The sequence below is a fragment of the Micromonospora sp. NPDC049366 genome, assembly GCF_044466625.1.
Classification (GTDB): Bacteria; Actinomycetota; Actinomycetes; order Mycobacteriales; family Micromonosporaceae; genus Micromonospora.
The window spans coordinates 240111-259150 of record NZ_JBITMV010000008.1 but is presented as its reverse complement, the minus strand read 5'-3'; the positions used below and the strand labels follow the sequence as shown (position 1 = coordinate 259150).

Sequence of the window (19040 nt, the reverse complement as noted above, 5' to 3'; positions counted from 1 at the left end):
CGGCGGTCACATCTCTCGTTCGGCCACGTAGACCACGTCGGGTTCGCCCCGGGACACCGCCACCGGATGTTCGGTCACCGGACCGACGACCGCCGCGAGCCGCTCGGCGTACGCGGGTGCCGCCGCGGCGCTCCACACGGCCAGCACACCGCCCGGGGCGAGCCGGTCACGCAGCAGGGCGGTCCCGTCCGCGTCGTACAGGGCGGCGTTGTCGGTGAACACCGTCCAGTCCGGGCCGTTGTCGGTGTCGAGGCAGATCGCGTCGAAGACCTCGGCGGTGCCCCGCAGCCACGCCACGATGTCGTCGTTGACGATCCGCACGCGCGGGTCGTCCAGGGCGTGCGCGCTGTACGCGCCCAGGCCCCGACGGTGCCAGTCGATGATCGTCCGCTCGATCTCGACCACCACGATCTCGGCGGGCACCGGCGACGCGGCGGCCTCGGCCAGGGAGAAGCCCACGCCGAGCCCCCCGACGAGGAGCCGGCCGCCCGGCCGCAGCCGGTCCAGGGCGGCCCGGACGAGCAGGCGCTCCGAGGCGCCCGCCCGGGTGTCCATCAGGAACACGCCGTTGCTGATGATCTCGAAATGGCCGTCGCGCTCGCGGAGCACCAGCTCGCCCCGCTCGGTCACCGCCCGGTCGACCACCGTCGCCGATTCCCCCACCGGGCCAACCTACGTGCCCGGCATCCCCGCCGACGTCGAATTTCGCCCCCGGGCGGTCACTCCGCCTCCGCCCGCCGGGACAGGCGTACCTCCTCGATGTCCAGCCGGGACTGCACCAGCCGCAGCACGCTGTCGTCGATGCGGCGCTCGTCGCGCAGCCGGACCACGGCGGCGCGCTTGTGGGCGAGCACGGCCAGGCGCAGCATCCGGTACTGCTCCTCGTAGCGCAGCGCCGCGTGGTCGTCGGTCTCGCCCCGGCTGGCCCGCAGCACCCGCAGGCGCTTGCGATACTCCCGGTCGAGCCGGTCGACGACCTCCGGCCCGATGTCGAGCTCGTCGGCGAGCCGCGGGAGGGCGGCGAGCGCCTCCTGCGTCGCCACCGTCTCGGCCAGGTGCCGCTCCTGCTCCACGCTCGTGTCGACGGGCAGCCGAGCCCACCGCACCACGGGCGGCAGCAACAGACCCTGAACGACCAGCGTCACCACGATCACCCCGGTGGTGACGAACACGATCGTGTCCCGGTCGGGGAACGGCGCCCCGGACCGCAGGGTCTGCGGCACCGCGAGCGCCGCGGCGAGCGACACCGCGCCCCGGAAACCGGCGACGGCGCTGACCGCGCGGGCCCGCGCGGGGACCCGGCGCAGCCGCTGCCGGGGCCGCCGGTCCACCAGCCGGATCGCGTACGGGGTGGTGAAGTGCCAGGCGAAGCGCACTGCGACGACCGTCGCCGAGACAGCGGCGACCGCCATCAGGCCGCGGGTGAGGTCGACGCTGGTCAGGCCGCGGACGGCCGACTGGACCTCCAACCCGACGAGGATGAAGAGAGCCCCGTTGAGCACGAACGTGGACAGCGCCCAGAACGCGGTCCCCTGCTGGCGGGTTTGGGCGCGGACCTGGCGCGGCCCGGCCTGGCTCAGCCACAGGCCGGTCACCACGACGGCGAGCACCCCGGACGCGTGGATCGTCTCGGCGACCAGGAACGCGGTGAACGGGGCCAGGAGGCTGACCAGGTTGTCCTGGAGCGGGTCGTGGGCCCGGCGACGGACCTGCAGCAGCAGCCACGCCGTCGCGACCCCGATCAGGGCGCCGCCCCCGTACGCGACCACGACCAGCCACGACACGTGCCCGGGGCTGAGCGTCTCCTCGCCCACCGTGATGCCGACGGCCAGGCCGTAGATGACCAGGGCGGTGCCGTCGTTGACGAGGCTCTCGGCCCGCAGCACGGTCACCGTGCGGCGGGGCAGGGCCCGGGCGAGCACCCCGACCGCCGTCGCGTCGGTGGGCGCGACGGCCGCGCCGAGCGCCCACGCCGGCCCCCACGGCAGCCCGAGGGCGTGCGCCACCGAGGCCACCGCCGCGGCCGTCGCGATGACCAGCAGGGTGCTCAGCAGGACGATGACCCGCAGGTTGCTGCGGATCTCCCGCAGCGAGGTGCTGAGGCTCTCCCAGAACAGCAGAGCGGGCAGGAAGAGCAGCAGCACGATCTCGGGCGGCAGCTGCACGGCGCGCAGCGCGGGCACGAAGCCCAGCAGCACGCCGCAGCCGAGCAGGAGCACCGGCGGGGCGACCCGGAGGCGACGGGCGAGGACGCTGGACAGGAGCAGGGCGAGGCCGACGAGCACCACGAGCTCGAGACCGAGCACGGCCCACCTCCACGCGCACCGCAGCGACGGGGCGTGCCGGCCCCCGGGAAGGGGGCCTGACCAGCCGGTTCGAGCCTATCGTGCGGGGAAGCGCAGGATGCGGTCGTCGCCGTCGCGGACGTCACCGCGCCCGTCGGTGTTGGAGGTGGTGACCCAGAGCGCGCCGTCCGGAGCGACCTGCACCGTACGCAGCCGGCCGTGGCTGCCGTTCAGCCGCGCCGACGGGTCACCCACCGTGTCGCCCTCCAGCGGGAGGCTCCACAGCCGCTCGCCGCGCAGTGCCGCCACGTACGCGGTGTTGCCCGCGATGGCGATGCCCGACGGTGAGGCGTCCCGCACCGGCCAGGTCACCAGCGGGTTCGTGTACCGGCCGCCGGGGGCGTCGCCGTTGCCCTCCACCTCGGGCCAGCCGTAGTTGCGGCCCGGCTCGATGCGGTTCACCTCGTCCAGCTCGTTCTGCCCGAACTCCGTGGCGAACAGCCGCCCCTGCGTGTCCCAGGCCAGGCCCTGCACGTTGCGGTGGCCCAGGCTGTAGACCGGTGACCCGGCGGTCGGGTTGCCGGGGGCCGGCTCCCCGTCCGGGGTGAGCCGCAGGATCTTCCCGTTCGGGCTCGCCGGGTCCTGCGACCGGTCGGTGTCGCCGGCGTCCCCGGTGCCCACGTAGAGCATCCCGTCCGGGCCGAACGCGATCCGGCCGCCGTTGTGGGTGCGCGCCTTGGCGATGCCGTCGAAGATCACCTCGGGCTCTCCGCCGTCGAGGCGGAAGCGGACGATCCGGTTGTCCCGCTCGGCCGTGAAGTACGCGTAGACCAGGCTGTTCTGGGCGTAGCCGGGGGAGACGGCGAGGCCGAGCAGCCCGCCCTCGCCACCGGCGGCCACCCCCGGCACCCGGTAGACCTCCACCGGGTCGCCACCGCCGAGGGCGACCCGCAGCACCCGGCCGCTGTCCCGCTCGGCGACCAGGGCGTCACCGCCGGGCAGGAAGGCGAGGCCCCACGGCACGTCCACTCCCCGGGCGACCTCCTCGCCGGCGTCCAGGTCGGGGGTGCCGGAGGGGGCGCTGACGGCGCTGCTGGTGGCGAGGCCGCTCGGCGCCGGGCGCGGGTCGCCGCCGCTGTCGCAGCCCGCGGCGACGCCCACCGCGATCACCGCCAGCCACGCCCGCCGCCACCAGGTGCCTGCCGTGCTGAACGCCATGCGGATCCTCCAGAGGGTGGGGGTGGCCGGTGGGGAGCGGCCACGTCGTCCCAGTGTCCGCGAGGACGGCCATCCGAGCCAGACGATGCGGGCCCTCCCCGGGCGGCGGCGTTTCGACTACGGTGATCGCATCGTGTTCTCGTCGCGTCGCCGGGTCCTGATCGCCGTGCTGGGCGCCACCGTCGCCCTCGGCGCGGCGACGGTCGCCGCCGTCCGGCTCACCGGTGACAGCCCCGACGAGCCGCCGCCGGTCCGCGTCGTGCAGCCCGGTGCGCCGGGGCAGACCGGCCGCACCCTCTCCCCGGCCGACCGCTCCCAGCTGCCGGCACCGCCTGCCCACACCGACGCCGACACGCGGTTCATGCAGCACATGATCGGCCACCACACGCAGGCGCTGGAGATGACCGCCCTGGTCGCCGACCGCGCGCACAGCGCCGACGTGTCGCTGCTCGCCCGCCGGATCGAGACCTCGCAGGGCGAGGAGATCACGCAGATGCAGCGGTGGCTCACCGAGCGGGGCGAGGAGGTCCCGGGGCCGCACACGCACCACGCCGGGCAGGACGACGTCATGCCGGGCATGCTCACCCCCGACCAGTTCCGCCAGTTGGAACGGGCGCGCGACGGTGAGTTCGACCGACTCTTCCTCGACTTCATGATCCGGCACCACGAGGGCGCGCTGACCATGGTCCGGCAGCTCTACTCGACCGGTGGCGGGCTGGAACCGGCGGCCGACAGGTTCGCCCGCGAGGTCGAGGCCGACCAGGGCATCGAGATCAGGAGCATGCGGGAGCTACAGACCCGCCTCGCGGGCTGACCGGCGCTCTCGTCGGTGCGAGTTGGCTACCGCGTGGTCTGCTCGGGCAGCCGACCGAGGGTCCCGCTGCCGCTACCACTTGCGACGCCATTCGAGGCGACGCCGGAACACGGCGAGCTGTAGATCTTGGTGAGTTACGGCCCCTCTGGGGGCCCAAATCGTCCAAGATCCGCAAGCGACTCCCTGTCCCGCGGTCAGATCGAACGACGTGCGATGCGTGGCAACGTGAGGCGCTGCACGCCGAGCTGCTGACCGAGGTGGCCGCCGGGCATCCCCTTCATGAGCAATCCGTCGAGGTCATCGGCCGGTCCGAGGCGTCGGACGACATCGTTGTGGGACTGGCCTCCGGGGGTTGGGCCGTCGTCCACCTCACCGGAAGCGCGCGGCCGAGAGGCCACCCCGGCCCGACACCACCTTCAACGACACCGTCACGGCCCTGGAAGAGCGCATCCACGAGCCGGACTGGTGAGAGCCGGGTTGACCCGACACGGGGTGCGCCCCGCCGAGCAGCTCGGCGGGGCGCACCCGTTGTCGGTCGACGGTGGCGGTCAGTCGAGAGTGGCGCACTGGCCGGCGGCCGGCCCGGACACCGTGTTGGCCGCACCGAGGTTGATCGGCGCGGGCGAGTTGCCGGAGCAGGAGAGCGGGCCCCGCACGGTGCTGTCGGCGATGATCGGCTCGATCGTGCCGGTGCCGCCGCCGGTCAGGGTGACCGGCCCGTGGATCTCGGCGGCGACGACGGCGGCGCTGCCCCGCGTGCCGGTGATGCTCACCGGACCGCGGACGGTGCTGTCGTACAGGTGCACGGCGGCCGCGTTCGCCGCCGACACCGGTCCGGAGATCGACGCGTCGATCGCCAGCAGCGACGCGCCCGGCCGGACCGTCACCGGGCCGTTGACCCGGGCCCCGTCGAGGCAGGTGACGCCGGTGGCGGTGAGCGGCCCGTTGTGCCGTCCGGTGATGGTCGTGGTGCAGGTCCGCAGGAGCTGGTCGAAGCGGGCCCGCGCCACCGCGAAGCTCGGCGCCCAGCCGATCTTCGTCTGGTGCTGCGGGTTGAACTCCGGCAGCCGCACCTCGCGGGCCGCGGCGATCTCCGCCGCCGTCAGGTGGTCGCTCGGTCGCAGCCCGAACACGTCGAAGCCGCGCGCGATCTCACTGCCGTAGATTTGCCCGTTGTACCAGTACGCCGACCAGAAGCCACCGAGGACGGTCGCGGTGGGGCTGATCGGTCCACGGTCGAAGTAGCCGATCTCCCGCGGGTGCGCCGAGTCGGTGAAGTCCATCAGGGAGATGCCGCCCTGGTACCACGCCTGGACGAGGATGTCCCGGCCCGGCACGGGGATCAGCGAGCCGTTGTGGGCCACGCAGTTCTCCTGCGCGGTCTGCGGCACCGGCAGCTTGTAGTAGCTGGCGAAGCGCAGCTTCCGGTCGACGATGTCGAAGATCGCGTTGGCGCCCCACTGCGGCTGGTCGGTGGTCCGGCACCGGGCCCCGGTGCCGCCGCCCCACTCGTCGGTGAAGACGACCTTCGTGCCGTCGTTGCTGATCGTGGCCGAGTGCCAGTACGCGAAGTTGGGGTCGGCGACCTCGTCGATCCGCACCGGGTTGGCGGGGTCCGAGATGTCGATCAGGATGCCGTTGCCCTCGCACGCGCCGGCCGCCAACCCCAGCTCCGGGTAGGCGGTGATGTCGTGGCAGGCGTCGGTGACCGGCGACGGGCTCCACGTGCCGCCCGACGGGTGGGTCGGCGCGGGCGGGGTGTTCTGCAGGCCGTCGATCGCCCCGGTCGCCGGGTCGGCGAACAGGCGAGGGCCGCTGACCAGCGCGGCCTGCTCGGGGGCGGCCACCGGGACCTTGACGACGTCGATCCGCCACCGGGCCGGGTCGACGCCCGACGCGGGGGTGTTGTTGCAGCCGGCCATGGTGCTGGACGGCCGGACGCCGGCGGTGCCGGAGACGTAGACGTAGACGTTCGCGCTGTCGTCCGGGTCGGTGACGAGCGAGTGGGTGTGCGAGCCGCGGCAGGTCTGCACCGCCGCCACCTGCACCGGGTTGGCCACGTCGCTGACGTCGAAGACGCGTACGCCCTGGAAGCGGGTGCCGGCCGTCGGGTCGGTGCCGCAGTCGAGCCGGCCGCGGGTCTCCTCGACCGACATGAAGAGCAGGTTGCCGTGCACGGAGACGTCGCCCTGTCCGCCCGGGCACACGACGCTGGTGACGAGCGTCGGGTCGGCGGGCTGGCTGACGTCGTAGATGTTGAACCCGTTGTAGTTGCCCACGAAGGCGTGGTCGCCACCGAAGGCGAGGTCGGAGGCGACGAAGCCGAAGTCGCCCGGGTTGGCCGGGTTGACGAAGCCGGCGGGCTTGTCGCGGTGGGCCAGCAGGTCGAGGTTGCTGATCGCGCTCTGCGCGTCCAACCAGCCCGGGCCGAGCCCGATCCGGGGGTCGGGGCCGGGCTCCTGGCCCGACGCCGCCCCCGGCACCAGGGCCACGACCAGCGCGGCGACGGCCGCCGCGCCGATCAGTCGACGTCTTCTGAGGGAGGGTTTCGATCGAATCATGCGTACGCCCTTCACACAGCGCCCCCACTGGTGGCCGGCGTGCTTCGGGGCGTGTCGCACGCCGCGGTAGTAAGGACCGTACCGTCTGACGGGCGATTCAGATCATGGTCGTATTCACGATGGATGCGAAATCGTTGATGTCACGAGTGCTTGCGTCCCGGCCCTGCTAGGGGGCGTCGACGACCTCGCGGCCGAGCGGCCAGAACGCCGCGGGCACGAGCTTGAAGTTGGCGATCCCGAACGGGATCCCGATGATCGTCACGCAGAGGGCGATGCCGGCGACGATGTGGGACAGCGCGAGCCACCAGCCCGCGAGCACGACCCACAGCACGTTCGCGAGACCGGAGGCGACGCCCGCGCCGGGCTTCGGCACGAGGGTGCGGCCGAACGGCCACAGCGAGTAGGACGCGAGGCGCAGCGACGCCACCCCGAACGGGATGGTCACGACCAGGAGGAAGCAGATCAGCGCCGCGATCCCGTAGCCGAGGGCGAGCACCGCCCCGCCACCGAAGATGAGCCACAGCACGTTCAGCAGAAAGCGAATCACTCTTCCAGCATGGCCCCCGTCCGCCAGCGCGGCGGCCGGGGGAGTGGGCGGTGCGGCGCTCAGAGCGCGAGCAGCGCCGTCATGGCGGCGTAGCTGACCAGCAGCAGGACACCTTCGAAGCCGAGGCGGCCCCAGCCGCAGGTCTGCCGGATCAGCAGGCCGCCGAGCAGCGTGGCGGTCATGAAGAGGCTGGTGGTCGTCGCGAGCAGTTCGTGGTGACCGGCGCTGTGGTAGATCGACCCCTGCCGGTAGGCGATGTCGCCGGCCACGAGGGTGAGCACGTCGACGATGTTGCCGCCCAGCACCGCGGCGACGGCCAGGGTGACCGCGCCGCGCCGGACGGCGGCGACGGCGGTGACGGTCTCCGGCAGCGCGTTCACGACACCCATGAGCACCCCGCCGACGAACCCGGTGGTGAGGCCGGTGATGGCGACGAGGCTCTCCGCGGCCAGCGCCACCAGCCACCCGCTGGCCGCGACGAGCAGGCCGACGACGGCGAAGCGGCTCCACAGCCACCGGGACGAGCGGCGGTTGAGCGGGCTGTCGTCGTGCGGAACGTCCGGTTCGGTCTCCGCCGTGGAGATCGCCTGCCACATCGGCTGCGCGCCGGCCCGCCGGATGAGCACCAGCCCACCGACGTACGCGGCGACGATGACCCCGGACATCGGGTCGACGCCGCCGACGGTGGTCTCCGGGACGTAGCTGGCCAGCAGGGCGAGGGAGAGCAGCCCGATCAGCAGGCACCCGGAGAGCAGGTTGGACAGCGAGGCGGCGGCGTGTTCCAGGTTGGCGCGCCGGTGGAAGGCGTCCGCGACGGCGACGGCGGTGGTCTGCGCCGCGATGCCGCCGACCGCGTTGCTGTAGCCGAGGCCGGCCTCGCCGCTGCCGGCGGCGACGACGGTCATGATGATGCCGGACAGGCCGGTGACGACGCCGAAGAAGACGACGCCGAACAGGGCCTCACCCCAGCCGGTGCGGTCGGCGAGCGCGTCACCCAGCCCGGCGAGCCGGATGCTGCCGGCCACCGTGATCGCCCCGGCCACGAGGAACACCCCGGCGGTCCACGGCAGGGGCCAGGGCAGGGCGGTCGGATCCGGCACCGGCCGGGGGTTCCCCGATCCTGGCCGGTAATGCGCCGATGGGCGGTTCGGTACGAGAAGGTGGACGGCGGCCGGTCCCCGCACCGGACGCCGCCTTGGCGGATCATGGGGACGGCCGTGCCGGTGGCCCCGGCTGGTGGGCGGCGGGATGGTGCGGACGTGGGGGAGGCGGCGATGCGGGCAGCGGGCGGGACGCGCGGACGGCGGCGGGTCGTGGTGGGCGTCGCGGCGCTCCTCGTGGGCGCGACGGGCCTCCCCGTTCCCGCGCTCGGCGCGCCGACGCCCGGGACCGCCACGCCGGTCTGCGCCGTGCGGGACCGGCGGCTGAACGAGATCTCCGGGTTGGCCGCCACCGACGGCGGGTACGTCCTGGTCAACGACGGCGCCGACGACGAGGCCCGGCGGCGCATCTTCTTCCTCGGGCCGGACTGCCGGGTGGTGCGGGACGTGCCGTACCCCTCCCGGCCCCGCGACACCGAGGACGTGGCCGTGACGGCGGACGGCACGGTCTGGGTGGCGGACGTCGGCGACAACGACCGTTCGCGGACGACGGTCGCCGTGTGGCGGCTCCCGCCCGGCGCGGCCCGGCCGGTCCTGCACCGCCTGAGCTACCCGGACGGGCCGCACGACGCGGAGGCGCTGCTGGTGACCGGCGACGGCCGGCCGGTGATCGTGACCAAGTTCTCCGGCGCCCTGTACGCGCCGACCACCGCCCCGCGACCCGGCGCGACGGTGCCGCTGACCCGGGTGGGCCAGGTGCGCCTGCCCGCCACCACGACCAGCAACCCTTTCGGCGTCCTGGGCCGCAGCGCGATCACCGGAGCGGCCACCGCGCCCGACGGGAGCCGGGTGGTGCTGCGCACGTACGCCGACGCGTTCGAGTTCGACGTGACCGGCGGCGACGTGATCGCCGCGCTCACCACCGGCACACCCCGGACCACCGCGCTGCCCGACGAACCGCAGGGCGAGTCGATCACGTACGACCGGGACGGCCGGTCCGTGCTCACCGTCTCCGAGACGGCCGACCAGCCGCCCGGGACGGTGCCCCGGATCCTGCGCTACCCGCTGGCCGGCCCGGCGGCGGCGCCGACTGGCGGCACGCGGGAGCCGACCGACGCCCCGACCGGGGCCGCCCCGACCGCCGTCGTCGGGGCCGGTCGCCGGGGCGGAGACGTCCACCCGGCGGTGCCGCTGGCCGCGGCGGCCCTCGTGCTGGGTGGGGTGGTGGTCGCGGGCCTGGTCGCGCTGCGCCGCATCCGCCGCCGCTGACGCGCAACCGCCTTCTCACCCGCTCGCGGGCACCCGCCGCAGTACCAGATCGGCGGTGACCGCCACGGCCGCCACCAGCACCACCACCAGCGCGGGTGTCCAGCGCGGCGCCGTCCACGACACCAGACCGCCGAGGACCGCGCCGGCGAAGACCCCGAGCAGCCGGCTCACCCCACCCGCGTGGGCGGTGAGGTGGTGCGGGTCGAGCACCAGGCCGCGCATCACCTGGGTGAGCGTGCCGGTCAGGTACGTGGTGGAGGCGCCGTGCAGCCCGACGCTGAGAGTGACCGCGCTCTGGATGCCGCTCGCCGCCGACGCGCCGCCGAGCAGGGCCAGGCTCTCGGCGGGCCCCGGCGTGCCGTTGCTCTCCCACCAGGCCGCCGCGACGGCGACGAGCAGCAGCGACTGGGCGGCCACCACCATTCCCGTACGGCGATGCCAGCCCGGCCGCGCCCGACGAAGTGGCAGCGTGCCGACGGCCACGCCCACCGCGAACCCGCCCACCGCCACCACTCCCCCGGTGACCAGGTGGGCGGTGGTCGTGGCGACCCCGTGACCGAGCTGCACCAGGTTGCCGGTGATGACGCTGGCGAAAAGCCCGCCGAGCTGGGTCACGCAGAACACGTCGAGGAGACCCGACGCGGTGGCCAGCACCACGAGCAGCCGGACCACCGTCGCACGGGGCAGGGCACGCTCGTCGGCCCGGCCGGCACCCGGCCCCATCACCGCCGTGCCACCCGTCGGACCGCCTTCCCGCCCACATCCTCGGGGCCGGACTTCCCGGACGGGCGGCGTTCATGCCGCCGCCGTGCCTACCGCCGAACGGTCAGGCGGCCCGGGCGGAGGCGCGCAGACCGAGGATGCGCTCGGTGAGCTGCCACAGCCGCTCCACCGCCGCCCGGTCGCCGACCAGGTGGGCCGGCGCCGCCGCCAACAGCCCCTCGTAGTAGCCGCCGCTCGTCGGCGACACCGCGGCGGTGGCCGCGTGGAGCACCGCCTCCGCACCGTCGACGACCGGCGCGCCCGCACGCCCGTAGGCGGACAGCAGTCGGGTCCGCACCACGCCCGGATGGACGCTCGCCACGGTCAGCTCCGCGCCGGTCCGGCCGGCCAGCGCCACGCCGAACATGGTGAGGGCGAGCTTCGCCTGGGCGTACGCGGCGATCGGGGAGTATCGGACCGACGAGTTCAGGTCGCTCCACGCCAGGGTGCCCACCCGGTGCAGGCTCGACGACACGTTCACCACCCGCGCCCCGTCGGCGGCACGCAGCACCTGCACCAGCGACCGGGTGAGCAGGTACGGGGCGAGGTAGTCGACCTGCCACGACAGTTCGTTGCCGTCGACGGTGAGCGTGCGACGCGGCGGACCGACGAGGGCGGCGTTGTTCACCAGCAGACGCAGCCCACCGGGGCGGGCGGCGACGGCGGCGGCGAGGGAGCGCACCTGGGACAGTCGGGCGAAGTCCGCGACCACCGGCTCCAGCCGCGCCGGATCGACGCCGGACTCGGCGAGCCCCCGGACGGCCTCCCGTCCCTCACCGTCGGTGCGCGCGTGCAGCAGGACCTGCCAGCCGTTGACGGCCAACTGCCGGGCCACCTCGCGACCGATCCCGCTGGTGGCGCCGGTGACCAGCGCGGTCCCGGGTACGTCGATCATGGTTCTCCTTCCGGCCGGTCCGGTCCCGGCGGTGACGGCGTCCCCCCGGCCGGTCTCCGCCTCGCGCGGCGGTCCGGCCGCGTCCAGCCGGGGGGAGGGGCGCGACGGGTCCGGGTCGAACCGACGGGGACCCGTCGCGCGGGCGGTGAGGGCGACGGGCTACGGGCGTAGGCCACCCGGTCGCGGGGGACGCTCGTGCGCTGTCTGGGCCACACGGGCCGTCCGTGCACCGCGGCCGGGCTCGTACACGCCCGCCGGGATGCCACGCTCGGACCTGGCCACCGTCGTCCCTCCCACCTCGGTCGAGGGTTCCGTGACCTCGACGCCGTCCAGCACAGCGCGACCGGACCAGCCCAGGCAAGGATCTTCACGCGCTCCGTACGCCCGGCGGCCCCGTTTTGACGCCGCCGATACTCCACCCGCGCGAGGCGTCTTGACCCGCCCGTGGCTCCGGGATACAAGCGACGGGACGGCGTCCCGCCCGGGGTGCGCACCGCGCGTGAGGAGCGACGGCATGAACTGGACCCTGGAAGTGGTGATCGTGCCCGTGTCGGATCTGGACCGGGCCAAGGAGTTCTATGCCGACCGGCTCGGGTTCGTGGTGGACCACGACACGGTGATCAGCGACGACGCGCGGTTGGTGCAGCTGACCCCGCCGGGCTCCGGCTGCTCGATCGTCATCGGCAAGGGCGTCGTGCCGGAGATGCCGCCCGGCTCGCTGAAGGGGCTCCAGCTGGTGGTGCCGGATCTGCAGAAGGCACGGGCGCAGCTGGTGGAGCGGGGTGTCGACGTCAGCGAGATCCAGGTCGTCGGTGCCAACCCCCGCCCGGTGCCGGACCCGCTGGACAACGTCGGCTTCGTCTTCTTCAGCGACCCCGACGGCAACGCCTGGGCGGTGCAGCAGATCTCCAGCCGGGCCTGAGCCAGTCGAACGGGTGAGCGGCGGGCGACAGGGTCCGCTCGCCCGTCCGGCGACCGTAGCCTGCTCCGGTGGGCGGTGCGGGCGGTCCCGGCGCCGGGGTCAGGGTCGCCGCAACGGCGCGCCGGTCGAGCTGGCTGGAACTCTTCTTCGATCTGGTCTTCGTCGTCGCCGTCTTCGAGCTGGGCCAACTGCTGAACGCCGACCCGACGCTCCACGGGGTGCTGGTCTTCGCCGGTCTGATCACCACGATCTGGTGGTTGTGGTTCAGCTTCTCCTACTTCGCCGACCTGTTCGACGACGACCGCCCGCGCAGCCGGTTTCCGCAGTTGACCGCGATGCTCGGCGTCCTCGCCCTGGCCGCCTCGCTGGACCGTGGGGTGGCCGACGACGCCGTCCGGTACACGGTGATCTACGGGCTGCTGCTCGTCCTGCTCGGCGGCCTGTACGCGGTGGTCGGGTGGCGCAACCCCGAGGCGCGGGAGTTCTGCTGGTGGAACGGGGCCGGTTTCCTGTCCGGCGCGTCGTTGTGGTTCGCGTCGCTGGCGGTACCCACTCAGGGGCGGTACGTCCTCTGGGGCGCTGGCCTCGCCGTCAACGCCGCACTGGCCGGGCCCCTGGCGTACGCCCGGGCGGGCCGGGCGCCGACCCAGCAGTCGCACATGCCGGAGCGGTTCGGGCTGTTCACCATCGTCGTCCTCGGCGAGGCCGTACTCGCGGTCGCCAACGGCATCGGTGAGACCGGCTGGCAGCCGGCGGCGGTGGCGGTCGGCATCGGCGGGTTCGTGATCGCCTGCTGCATCTGGTGGGTGTACTTCGCCTCGACGTTCGACGCCGAGGCGGGCAACCGGGCGGTGCGGGCCGGGCGGGCTCTGATCATCCGCAGCTACCTCTACGCGTACGGTCACCTGCTGGTGTACGGCGCGATCGTGGCCTCCGGTGTCGCCGTCGAGGTGGCCGCGCGGGAGGCGGTGCACGGCGGACACGGGGTGGCCGGGCCGCTGCTCGGCGGCGCTCAGCTGGTCCTGATGCTGGGCTGCGTCATCGTCTACCGCGGGTTCGACGTACGGGTGCGGCGGCGGGTCGTGGTGGCCCAGGCCGGACTGGTCGTCGCGGCCGTGTTGATCGGGCTGGGTGGCCTTCCGCCGACCGTGACGGTGGCCCTCGTCGCGCTGGCGTGGGTGGTGCTGGCCCTGATCGAGTGGCACGCGCCTCCGGTCTGGCGGCGCTGACCGGGACCAGCGGCCGTTGCGGTGCGGGCGTCAGACGTGGGCCGGACCCGGGGCGGTGGAGGGAGCTGCGGCGGCGAGCGCGGCACGGACGGTGTCGAGCAGCGGCCGCTCGGGGTGGTCCATCCAGTGCTGGATGGCGACCCGCACGGTGGTCAGGAAGTGCGCCGCCAGGACCCGGGAGCGGAGCGCCACGTCGTCGCCGCCCAGCCGGGTCGCCAGCTCCGCGGCCGCCTCGCGCTCGATCGTCGCGTACGCGGCGACCTGGTGGGCGGCCAGCCCGGGGTGCCCGCGCAGCTGCCGACGTCGGGTCAGCCAGGCCGGGTCGGCGTCGAGGAACGCCTCCTCCGTCAGACGCAGGGCCGCCCGGGACAGCACCGTCCACGGCTCCTCGTCGGCGGGCCGCTCGTGGATCAGCTCCAGCAGGCGGCGCAGCCGCAGGGTGTCGCCGTAGAAGAGGGCCTCCTCCTTGTTGGAGAAGTAGTTGGAGAACGTGCGCCGGGACACGTTCGCGGTGTCCGCGATCACTTCCACCGTCACCCGGTCGATGCCTTGTTCGGCGGCGAGCCGCAGGGCGGCCTCGTGCAGGGCGAGCCGGGTCGCGGCCTTCTTGCGTTCCCGCAGCCCACCGCTCTCGTCCATCCGACCGAGGGTACGTGACCGTCTTCTCAATGCGCAAACTTGCCGGATGGGCAAGATCGGTGAATGATTGCGTGAGGCAACCATCTTGGGCAGGGGAGGGAACCGTGGACGACAGCGTGCGTGATCTCGGCCTCCGGCTGCAGGACCTGGGCCGCAGCGTCCGCCTGCTGCGCCAGCGCCGGGCCGTCGAGCGGCCGGCGGTGCCCGTCGGGCTGGTCGGCATCCTGCTGCAGATCGACCGCCTCGCCACCGGCTGCCACGCCCGGGAGCTGGCCGCCCGCACCCGGCTCGACCCGTCGACCGTCAGCCGCGCCGTCGCCGCGCTCGTTTCGCACGGCCTGGTCGAGCGCCGGCCCGACCCCACCGACAAGCGGGCCAGCTTCCTCGCCGTCACCCCGGCGGGCCGGGCCGCGCTGAGCGACACCTACGGCTGGTACGGCGAGGTGCTCGCCAAGGCGCTCGCCACCTGGACCCCCGGCGAGGTGACCGCGTTCACCGCCGCCCTCGACCGGCTCACCCGCGACATCGAGGTCGCCCTCGCCACCCACGAGACCGCCGCCCTCGCCAACAACGACAACCTGGAGGCCGCGCGATGAGCGCATCCACCACCACCGCCGGCGCCGAGCCGATGAGCCACCGGCGGACGCTCGAGGCACTCAGCGGTCTGCTGCTGGTGCTCTTCGTCGCGATGCTCAGCAGCACGGTCGTCTCGACCGCGCTGCCGAAGATCATCGGCGCCCTGAACGGGTCGCAGACCCAGTACACCTGGGTGGTCACCGCCACCCTGCTGACGGCCACCGCGACCACCCCGATCTGGGGCAAGCTCGCCGACCTGTTCAGCAAGAAGGTCCTGATCCAGCTCGCCATCGTGGTGTTCCTGCTGGGCTCGATCGTGGCCGGCTTCTCGCAGAGCGCCGGCCAGCTCATCGCCGCCCGCGCCTTCCAGGGCATCGGGGTCGGCGGTCTGCAGGCCCTCGTCCAGGTCGCGATCGCGGCGATGATCCCGCCGCGTGAGCGGGGCCGCTACAACGGCTACCTGGGTGGCGTCATGGCCCTCGCCACGGTCGGCGGCCCGCTGCTGGGTGGCCTGATCGTCGACACGTCCTGGCTCGGCTGGCGCTGGTGCTTCTTCGTCGGCGTGCCCGTCGCGATCCTCGCGCTGGTCCTGCTGCAGGCCACCCTGAACCTGCCCACCGTACGCCGGCAGAACGTCAAGATCGACTACCTCGGCGCCTCGCTCATCGCGGCCGGCGTCAGCGTGTTGCTGATCTGGATCTCGTTCGTCGACAGCTCGTTCGCCTGGGTCTCCTGGGAGACCGCGGCCATGGTCGGCGGCTCGCTGGTGCTGCTCGCCCTGGCGGTCTGGGTCGAGGCCCGCGCGGCCGAGCCGGTCGTGCCGCTCAGCATCGTCCGCCAGCACACCACCGCGCTGGCCATCCTCGGCAGCCTCGCGGTCGGCATGGCCATGTTCGGCGGCGCCGTCTTCCTCGGCCAGTACTTCCAGATCGGCCGCGGCTACAGCCCGACCGAGGCAGGCCTGCTCACCATCCCGATGATGGCCGGCGTGCTGCTCTCCTCGATCGTCGCCGGCCGGCTCATCACCCGGACCGGGCGGATCAAGCCGTACATCGTGGTGGGCTCGATCGTGCTGGTCGCCGGCTTCGCCCTGCTCGGCACCATCGACCACGAGACCTCGCTCTACCTCGTCGGCGCGGCCATGTTCATCGTCGGCACCGGTGTCGGCATGACCATGCAGAACCTGGTCCTCGCCGTGCAGAACACCGTCGCGCTCAAGGACATCGGCGCGGCCAGCGCGAGCGTCGCGTTCTTCCGGTCCCTCGGTGGCACCATCGGCGTGTCCGTGCTCGGCGCGGTGCTCGCTCGCCGGGTCACCGACCAGATCACCCACGATCTGGCCGCCGCCGGCGTGCCCACCTCCGGCGACGGGGGCGGCAGCAGCAACCTCAACATCACCGCCCTGCCCGACGCCGTCCAGCACATCGTCCGGGCCGCGTACGGCGACGCGACCGGGCACATCTTCCTGATCTCGGCCGCCATCGCCGTCGTCGGTGTGATCGCCGCACTCCTGCTCAAGCCGGTCACCCTGCGCAACAGCCTCGACCTGCCCGACAGCGCCCGGTCGGCGGCCGTCGCCGCGGACGCGGTCGACGGGGCTCCCGCCATCGACCAGGTGGACGTCGGCCCGACCCGGGAGGGCGCGCCGACGCGCGGCTGACGCCCGACCACGATCCGGGGCCGCCCCTGTCCGAGCGACGGGGGCGGCCCCGTCGTCGTCGGTGGGGGAGCGCGGGCGGGGGTGCTTGCTGCCCGGACCGCCGCACGCGTCCGCGAGTCCGGTGCGACGCGCCGGGGCGGCTCTTGACAGCGGCTCAGGGGGAGGCCAAGCTCGGACTTGTCCTACTGGCGTAGGACAATAGAGAGGATCGTCGCGCGTGATCGAGTTCGTGCTGGACAGCCGGTCGAAGGTGAACACCTACATGCAGCTCGTGCAGCAGGTCAGACAGGCACTGCGCGTCGGCCTGCTGGTGCCCGGCGACCAGCTGCCAAAGGTCCGGGAGGTCGCGCAGTCCCTCGCGATCAACCCGAACACGGTGCTCAAGGCCTACCGGGAGCTGGAGCTCGAGGGGCTGGTGGCCGGGCGTCCGGGCGTCGGCACGTTCGTCGAGCGCACGCTCGCCGGCGCGTCCCTGCCCAACCAGGCCGAGCTGCGCGAGGACCTGGTCACCTGGCTGCGCCGGGCGCGGGCCGCCGGGCTCACGCCCGAGGACGTGATCGCCCTGGTGGAGACCACCGTGCGGGCCCAGCTCGCCGACGAGACGCCGCAGCCTGAGCCCGCGCGAGCGGAATGAGAGGACGAAGATGGACGTGGTCCTGGAGGCCGAGCAGCTCGGCAAACGCTACGGACGCACCTGGGCGCTGCGGGACTGCTCCCTGCGCCTGCCGGCCGGGCGGATCGCCGCCCTGGTCGGCCCGAACGGCGCCGGCAAGAGCACCCTGCTGCACCTGTCGGTCGGTCTGCTCCGGCCCGACGCGGGGGCGGTCCGGGTGTTCGGCGAACGGCCGTACGACAACCTGACGTGCTCCGCCGAGGTCGGCTTCGTCGCGCAGGACACCCCGCTCTACCGGGACTTCAGCGCGGCCGAGCTGGTCACCGCGGGCGGGAAGCTCAACCGGCGCTGGGACGACGCGCTGGCCCGCAACCGGCTGGCCCAGCTCGGCATACCACCCGACCTGCCCGTCGGCCGGCTCTCCGGAGGACAGCGCGCCCAGGTGGCGCTCGCGCTCGCGCTGGCCAAGCGTCCCCGGCTGCTCCTGCTCGACGAGCCGGTCGCCAGCCTCGACCCGCTGGCCCGGCGGGAGTTCCTCCAGTCGCTGATGGGCAGCGTCGCCGACGCCGGCACCACCGTCCTGCTCTCCTCGCACCTGTTGGCCGACCTGGAGCGGGTCTGCGACTACCTGATCGTGCTCAACGCCGCCCGGGTGCAGTTGGTCGGCGGGGTCGACGACATCGTGGCCGAGCACCGCCAGCTCATCGGTCCCCGACACACGGGCGGCCCGATCGGCGGCGTCGCCGCGGTCATCCGGGCCAGCCACACGGACCGACAGTCGACGCTCCTCGTCCGCGTCGACGGGGAGATCACCGATCCGGCCTGGACGGTCCGCGAGGTCAGCCTGGAGGACCTGATCCTGGCCTACCTCGCCGACGGCGAGACGAGCGCCAGCCACGCCGCCTGGGGGGTGCCGGCATGATCTGGATGGCCTGGCGACAACACCGCAAGCAGGTGCTCGTGACCGCGCTCGGGTTCCTGGCCCTCGCCGCCCTGATGATCCCGATCGGGCTCTCGATGCGGCACACGTTCGATGAGCTGGGGCTGGCGGAGTGCGCCCGCAACCTGGGCGGCGCCGACGTCGCGGCGGCGACCGCGGACGCCTGCGAGCAGGGCTTCCACCGGTTCACCGACCGCTACCAGGGCCTGAACCTGGTGGCCGTGCTGCTCGTCGTCCTGCCGATGCTGCTCGGCCTGTTCTGGGGCGCGCCGCTGGTCGCCCGGGAGGTGGAGCAGGGCACGCACCGGTTCGCCTGGACCCAGGGCATCAGCCGGCGGCGGTGGGCACTGGTGAAGTTCGGGCTGGTCGGCATCGTCGTGCTCGTCGCCTCGGTGCTCTACGGGCTCGGCATGTCGTGGTGGGTCGAGCCGCTCACCACGGCCGCGCGGGAGGGTCGGCTCGGCTTCATCGTCTTCGACCTCCAGGGCGTCGTCCCCATCGCGTACACCCTCTTCGCCGTCGCGCTGGGCGTCTTCGCCGGCACCGTCGGCCGCCGGATGCTGCCCGCGATGGCCATCACCCTGTTCGGCTACATCGGCGCACGGGCGGCGGTGGCCCTGCTGGCCCGGCCGCACTTCCAGTCGGCGCGGACGCTCACCTTCCCGGTGCAGGGGGACGCGGAGCCCGAATCGTTGCGCGGCGCGTGGATCCTGGCGAACGAGGTTCGCAACGCCGACGGGAGCACGGTGCTGGCCGACGGCACCGTCCGCTGCCCCTCGGAGCTGCCGCCGGGCCGGGAGTGCGGCGCGGAGCTGGGCCTGCGGCCCGGCGCCTACAACTGGCAGCTCTACCAGCCGGCCGACCGGTTCTGGCTGTTCCAGGGCATCGAGAGCGGCATCTTCGTCGCCCTCGCCCTGATCCTGCTCTATCTGTCCGTGCGGGCGATCCGCCGGATCGCCTGACCGGCGACGGGGGCGAAGGCGGCACCCGAGGGGGTGCCGCCTTCGCGC

Annotated in this window: 18 protein-coding genes; 9 read left to right on the top strand and 9 right to left on the bottom strand. The window is 73.6% G+C overall.

Going from position 1 to position 19040, the window contains the following annotated elements:
• Positions 1 to 6 precede the first annotated feature (6 nt).
• The 3 genes from ACIBTV_RS14400 to ACIBTV_RS14390 all read right to left on the bottom strand — a co-directional run bounded on the left by ACIBTV_RS14400 (position 7) and on the right by ACIBTV_RS14390 (position 3503).
• The gene (locus ACIBTV_RS14400; protein WP_396704868.1) at positions 7 to 663 is read right to left on the bottom strand and encodes a spermidine synthase; all 657 of its coding nucleotides are present in this window, start codon (positions 661 to 663) and stop codon (positions 7 to 9) included.
• A 56-nt stretch (positions 664 to 719) separates the two neighbouring features.
• Complete coding sequence (locus ACIBTV_RS14395; protein WP_396704866.1) at positions 720 to 2306, bottom strand: Na+/H+ antiporter; 1587 nt, start codon at positions 2304 to 2306, stop codon at positions 720 to 722.
• 75 nt (positions 2307 to 2381) lie between these two features.
• Complete coding sequence (locus ACIBTV_RS14390) at positions 2382 to 3503, bottom strand: PQQ-dependent sugar dehydrogenase (protein WP_396704864.1); 1122 nt, start codon at positions 3501 to 3503, stop codon at positions 2382 to 2384.
• Between ACIBTV_RS14390 and ACIBTV_RS14385 the strand changes: the two genes are divergently transcribed.
• Positions 3490 to 4317, top strand: coding sequence for a DUF305 domain-containing protein (locus tag ACIBTV_RS14385; RefSeq protein ID WP_396704862.1), 828 nt, complete (start codon positions 3490 to 3492; stop codon positions 4315 to 4317). The genes ACIBTV_RS14390 and ACIBTV_RS14385 overlap by 14 nt on opposite strands.
• A gap of 548 nt (positions 4318 to 4865) precedes the next feature.
• Here the strand turns inward: ACIBTV_RS14385 and ACIBTV_RS14380 are convergent.
• From ACIBTV_RS14380 to ACIBTV_RS14370, 3 genes are all read right to left on the bottom strand, one after another.
• Complete coding sequence (locus ACIBTV_RS14380) at positions 4866 to 6878, bottom strand: LVIVD repeat-containing protein (RefSeq protein WP_396704860.1); 2013 nt, start codon at positions 6876 to 6878, stop codon at positions 4866 to 4868.
• A gap of 166 nt (positions 6879 to 7044) precedes the next feature.
• Entirely contained in the window at positions 7045 to 7425 is a 381-nt protein-coding gene (locus ACIBTV_RS14375) for a YccF domain-containing protein (RefSeq protein ID WP_091590179.1), read from the bottom strand.
• A 59-nt stretch (positions 7426 to 7484) separates the two neighbouring features.
• Positions 7485 to 8525 (bottom strand): sodium:calcium antiporter, encoded by a 1041-nt coding sequence (locus tag ACIBTV_RS14370; protein ID WP_396704858.1) that lies wholly within the window; start codon positions 8523 to 8525, stop codon positions 7485 to 7487.
• Between the two features lie 174 nt (positions 8526 to 8699).
• On the opposite strand from ACIBTV_RS14370, the gene ACIBTV_RS14365 reads away from it, so the two are divergent.
• On the top strand, positions 8700 to 9794 hold the full coding sequence (locus ACIBTV_RS14365) for a hypothetical protein (RefSeq protein ID WP_396704856.1): 1095 nt from the start codon (positions 8700 to 8702) through the stop codon (positions 9792 to 9794).
• A 15-nt stretch (positions 9795 to 9809) separates the two neighbouring features.
• On the opposite strand, the gene ACIBTV_RS14360 is transcribed toward ACIBTV_RS14365, so the two are convergent.
• The gene (locus ACIBTV_RS14360; RefSeq protein ID WP_396704854.1) at positions 9810 to 10520 is read right to left on the bottom strand and encodes a YoaK family protein; all 711 of its coding nucleotides are present in this window, start codon (positions 10518 to 10520) and stop codon (positions 9810 to 9812) included.
• A gap of 100 nt (positions 10521 to 10620) precedes the next feature.
• Positions 10621 to 11451 carry an SDR family NAD(P)-dependent oxidoreductase gene (locus tag ACIBTV_RS14355; protein WP_396704852.1) on the bottom strand — a complete coding sequence of 277 codons (831 nt, stop codon included), beginning with the start codon at positions 11449 to 11451 and terminating at the stop codon, positions 10621 to 10623.
• 514 nt (positions 11452 to 11965) lie between these two features.
• On the opposite strand from ACIBTV_RS14355, the gene ACIBTV_RS14350 reads away from it, so the two are divergent.
• Both ACIBTV_RS14350 and ACIBTV_RS14345 read left to right on the top strand, forming a co-directional pair.
• Positions 11966 to 12373 carry a VOC family protein gene (locus tag ACIBTV_RS14350; protein ID WP_396704850.1) on the top strand — a complete coding sequence of 136 codons (408 nt, stop codon included), beginning with the start codon at positions 11966 to 11968 and terminating at the stop codon, positions 12371 to 12373.
• Positions 12374 to 12441: 68 nt separating this feature from the next.
• Entirely contained in the window at positions 12442 to 13602 is a 1161-nt protein-coding gene (locus ACIBTV_RS14345; RefSeq protein WP_396704848.1) for a low temperature requirement protein A, read from the top strand.
• A 30-nt stretch (positions 13603 to 13632) separates the two neighbouring features.
• Here ACIBTV_RS14345 and ACIBTV_RS14340 read toward each other — a convergent pair whose 3' ends face one another.
• Entirely contained in the window at positions 13633 to 14241 is a 609-nt protein-coding gene (locus ACIBTV_RS14340; RefSeq protein WP_396704846.1) for a TetR/AcrR family transcriptional regulator, read from the bottom strand.
• 104 nt (positions 14242 to 14345) lie between these two features.
• On the opposite strand from ACIBTV_RS14340, the gene ACIBTV_RS14335 reads away from it, so the two are divergent.
• The 5 genes from ACIBTV_RS14335 (at position 14346) to ACIBTV_RS14315 (ending at position 18992) form a co-directional block, all read left to right on the top strand.
• A complete protein-coding gene (locus ACIBTV_RS14335; RefSeq protein WP_396704844.1) occupies positions 14346 to 14837 on the top strand; it encodes a MarR family winged helix-turn-helix transcriptional regulator in 492 nt (163 codons plus the stop codon).
• Positions 14834 to 16477: an MDR family MFS transporter gene (locus ACIBTV_RS14330; RefSeq protein ID WP_396704842.1), complete on the top strand. Its 1644-nt coding sequence runs from the start codon at positions 14834 to 14836 to the stop codon at positions 16475 to 16477. Before ACIBTV_RS14335 ends, ACIBTV_RS14330 begins: the two co-directional genes overlap by 4 nt.
• 217 nt (positions 16478 to 16694) lie before the next feature.
• Positions 16695 to 17111, top strand: coding sequence for a GntR family transcriptional regulator (locus ACIBTV_RS14325; RefSeq protein WP_396704840.1), 417 nt, complete (start codon positions 16695 to 16697; stop codon positions 17109 to 17111).
• 10 nt (positions 17112 to 17121) lie between these two features.
• Complete coding sequence (locus ACIBTV_RS14320; RefSeq protein ID WP_396704838.1) at positions 17122 to 18012, top strand: ABC transporter ATP-binding protein; 891 nt, start codon at positions 17122 to 17124, stop codon at positions 18010 to 18012.
• On the top strand, positions 18009 to 18992 hold the full coding sequence (locus ACIBTV_RS14315; protein WP_396704836.1) for a transporter: 984 nt from the start codon (positions 18009 to 18011) through the stop codon (positions 18990 to 18992). The genes ACIBTV_RS14320 and ACIBTV_RS14315 overlap by 4 nt, the downstream gene beginning before the upstream one ends.
• The last annotated feature ends 48 nt before the right edge of the window (positions 18993 to 19040 follow it).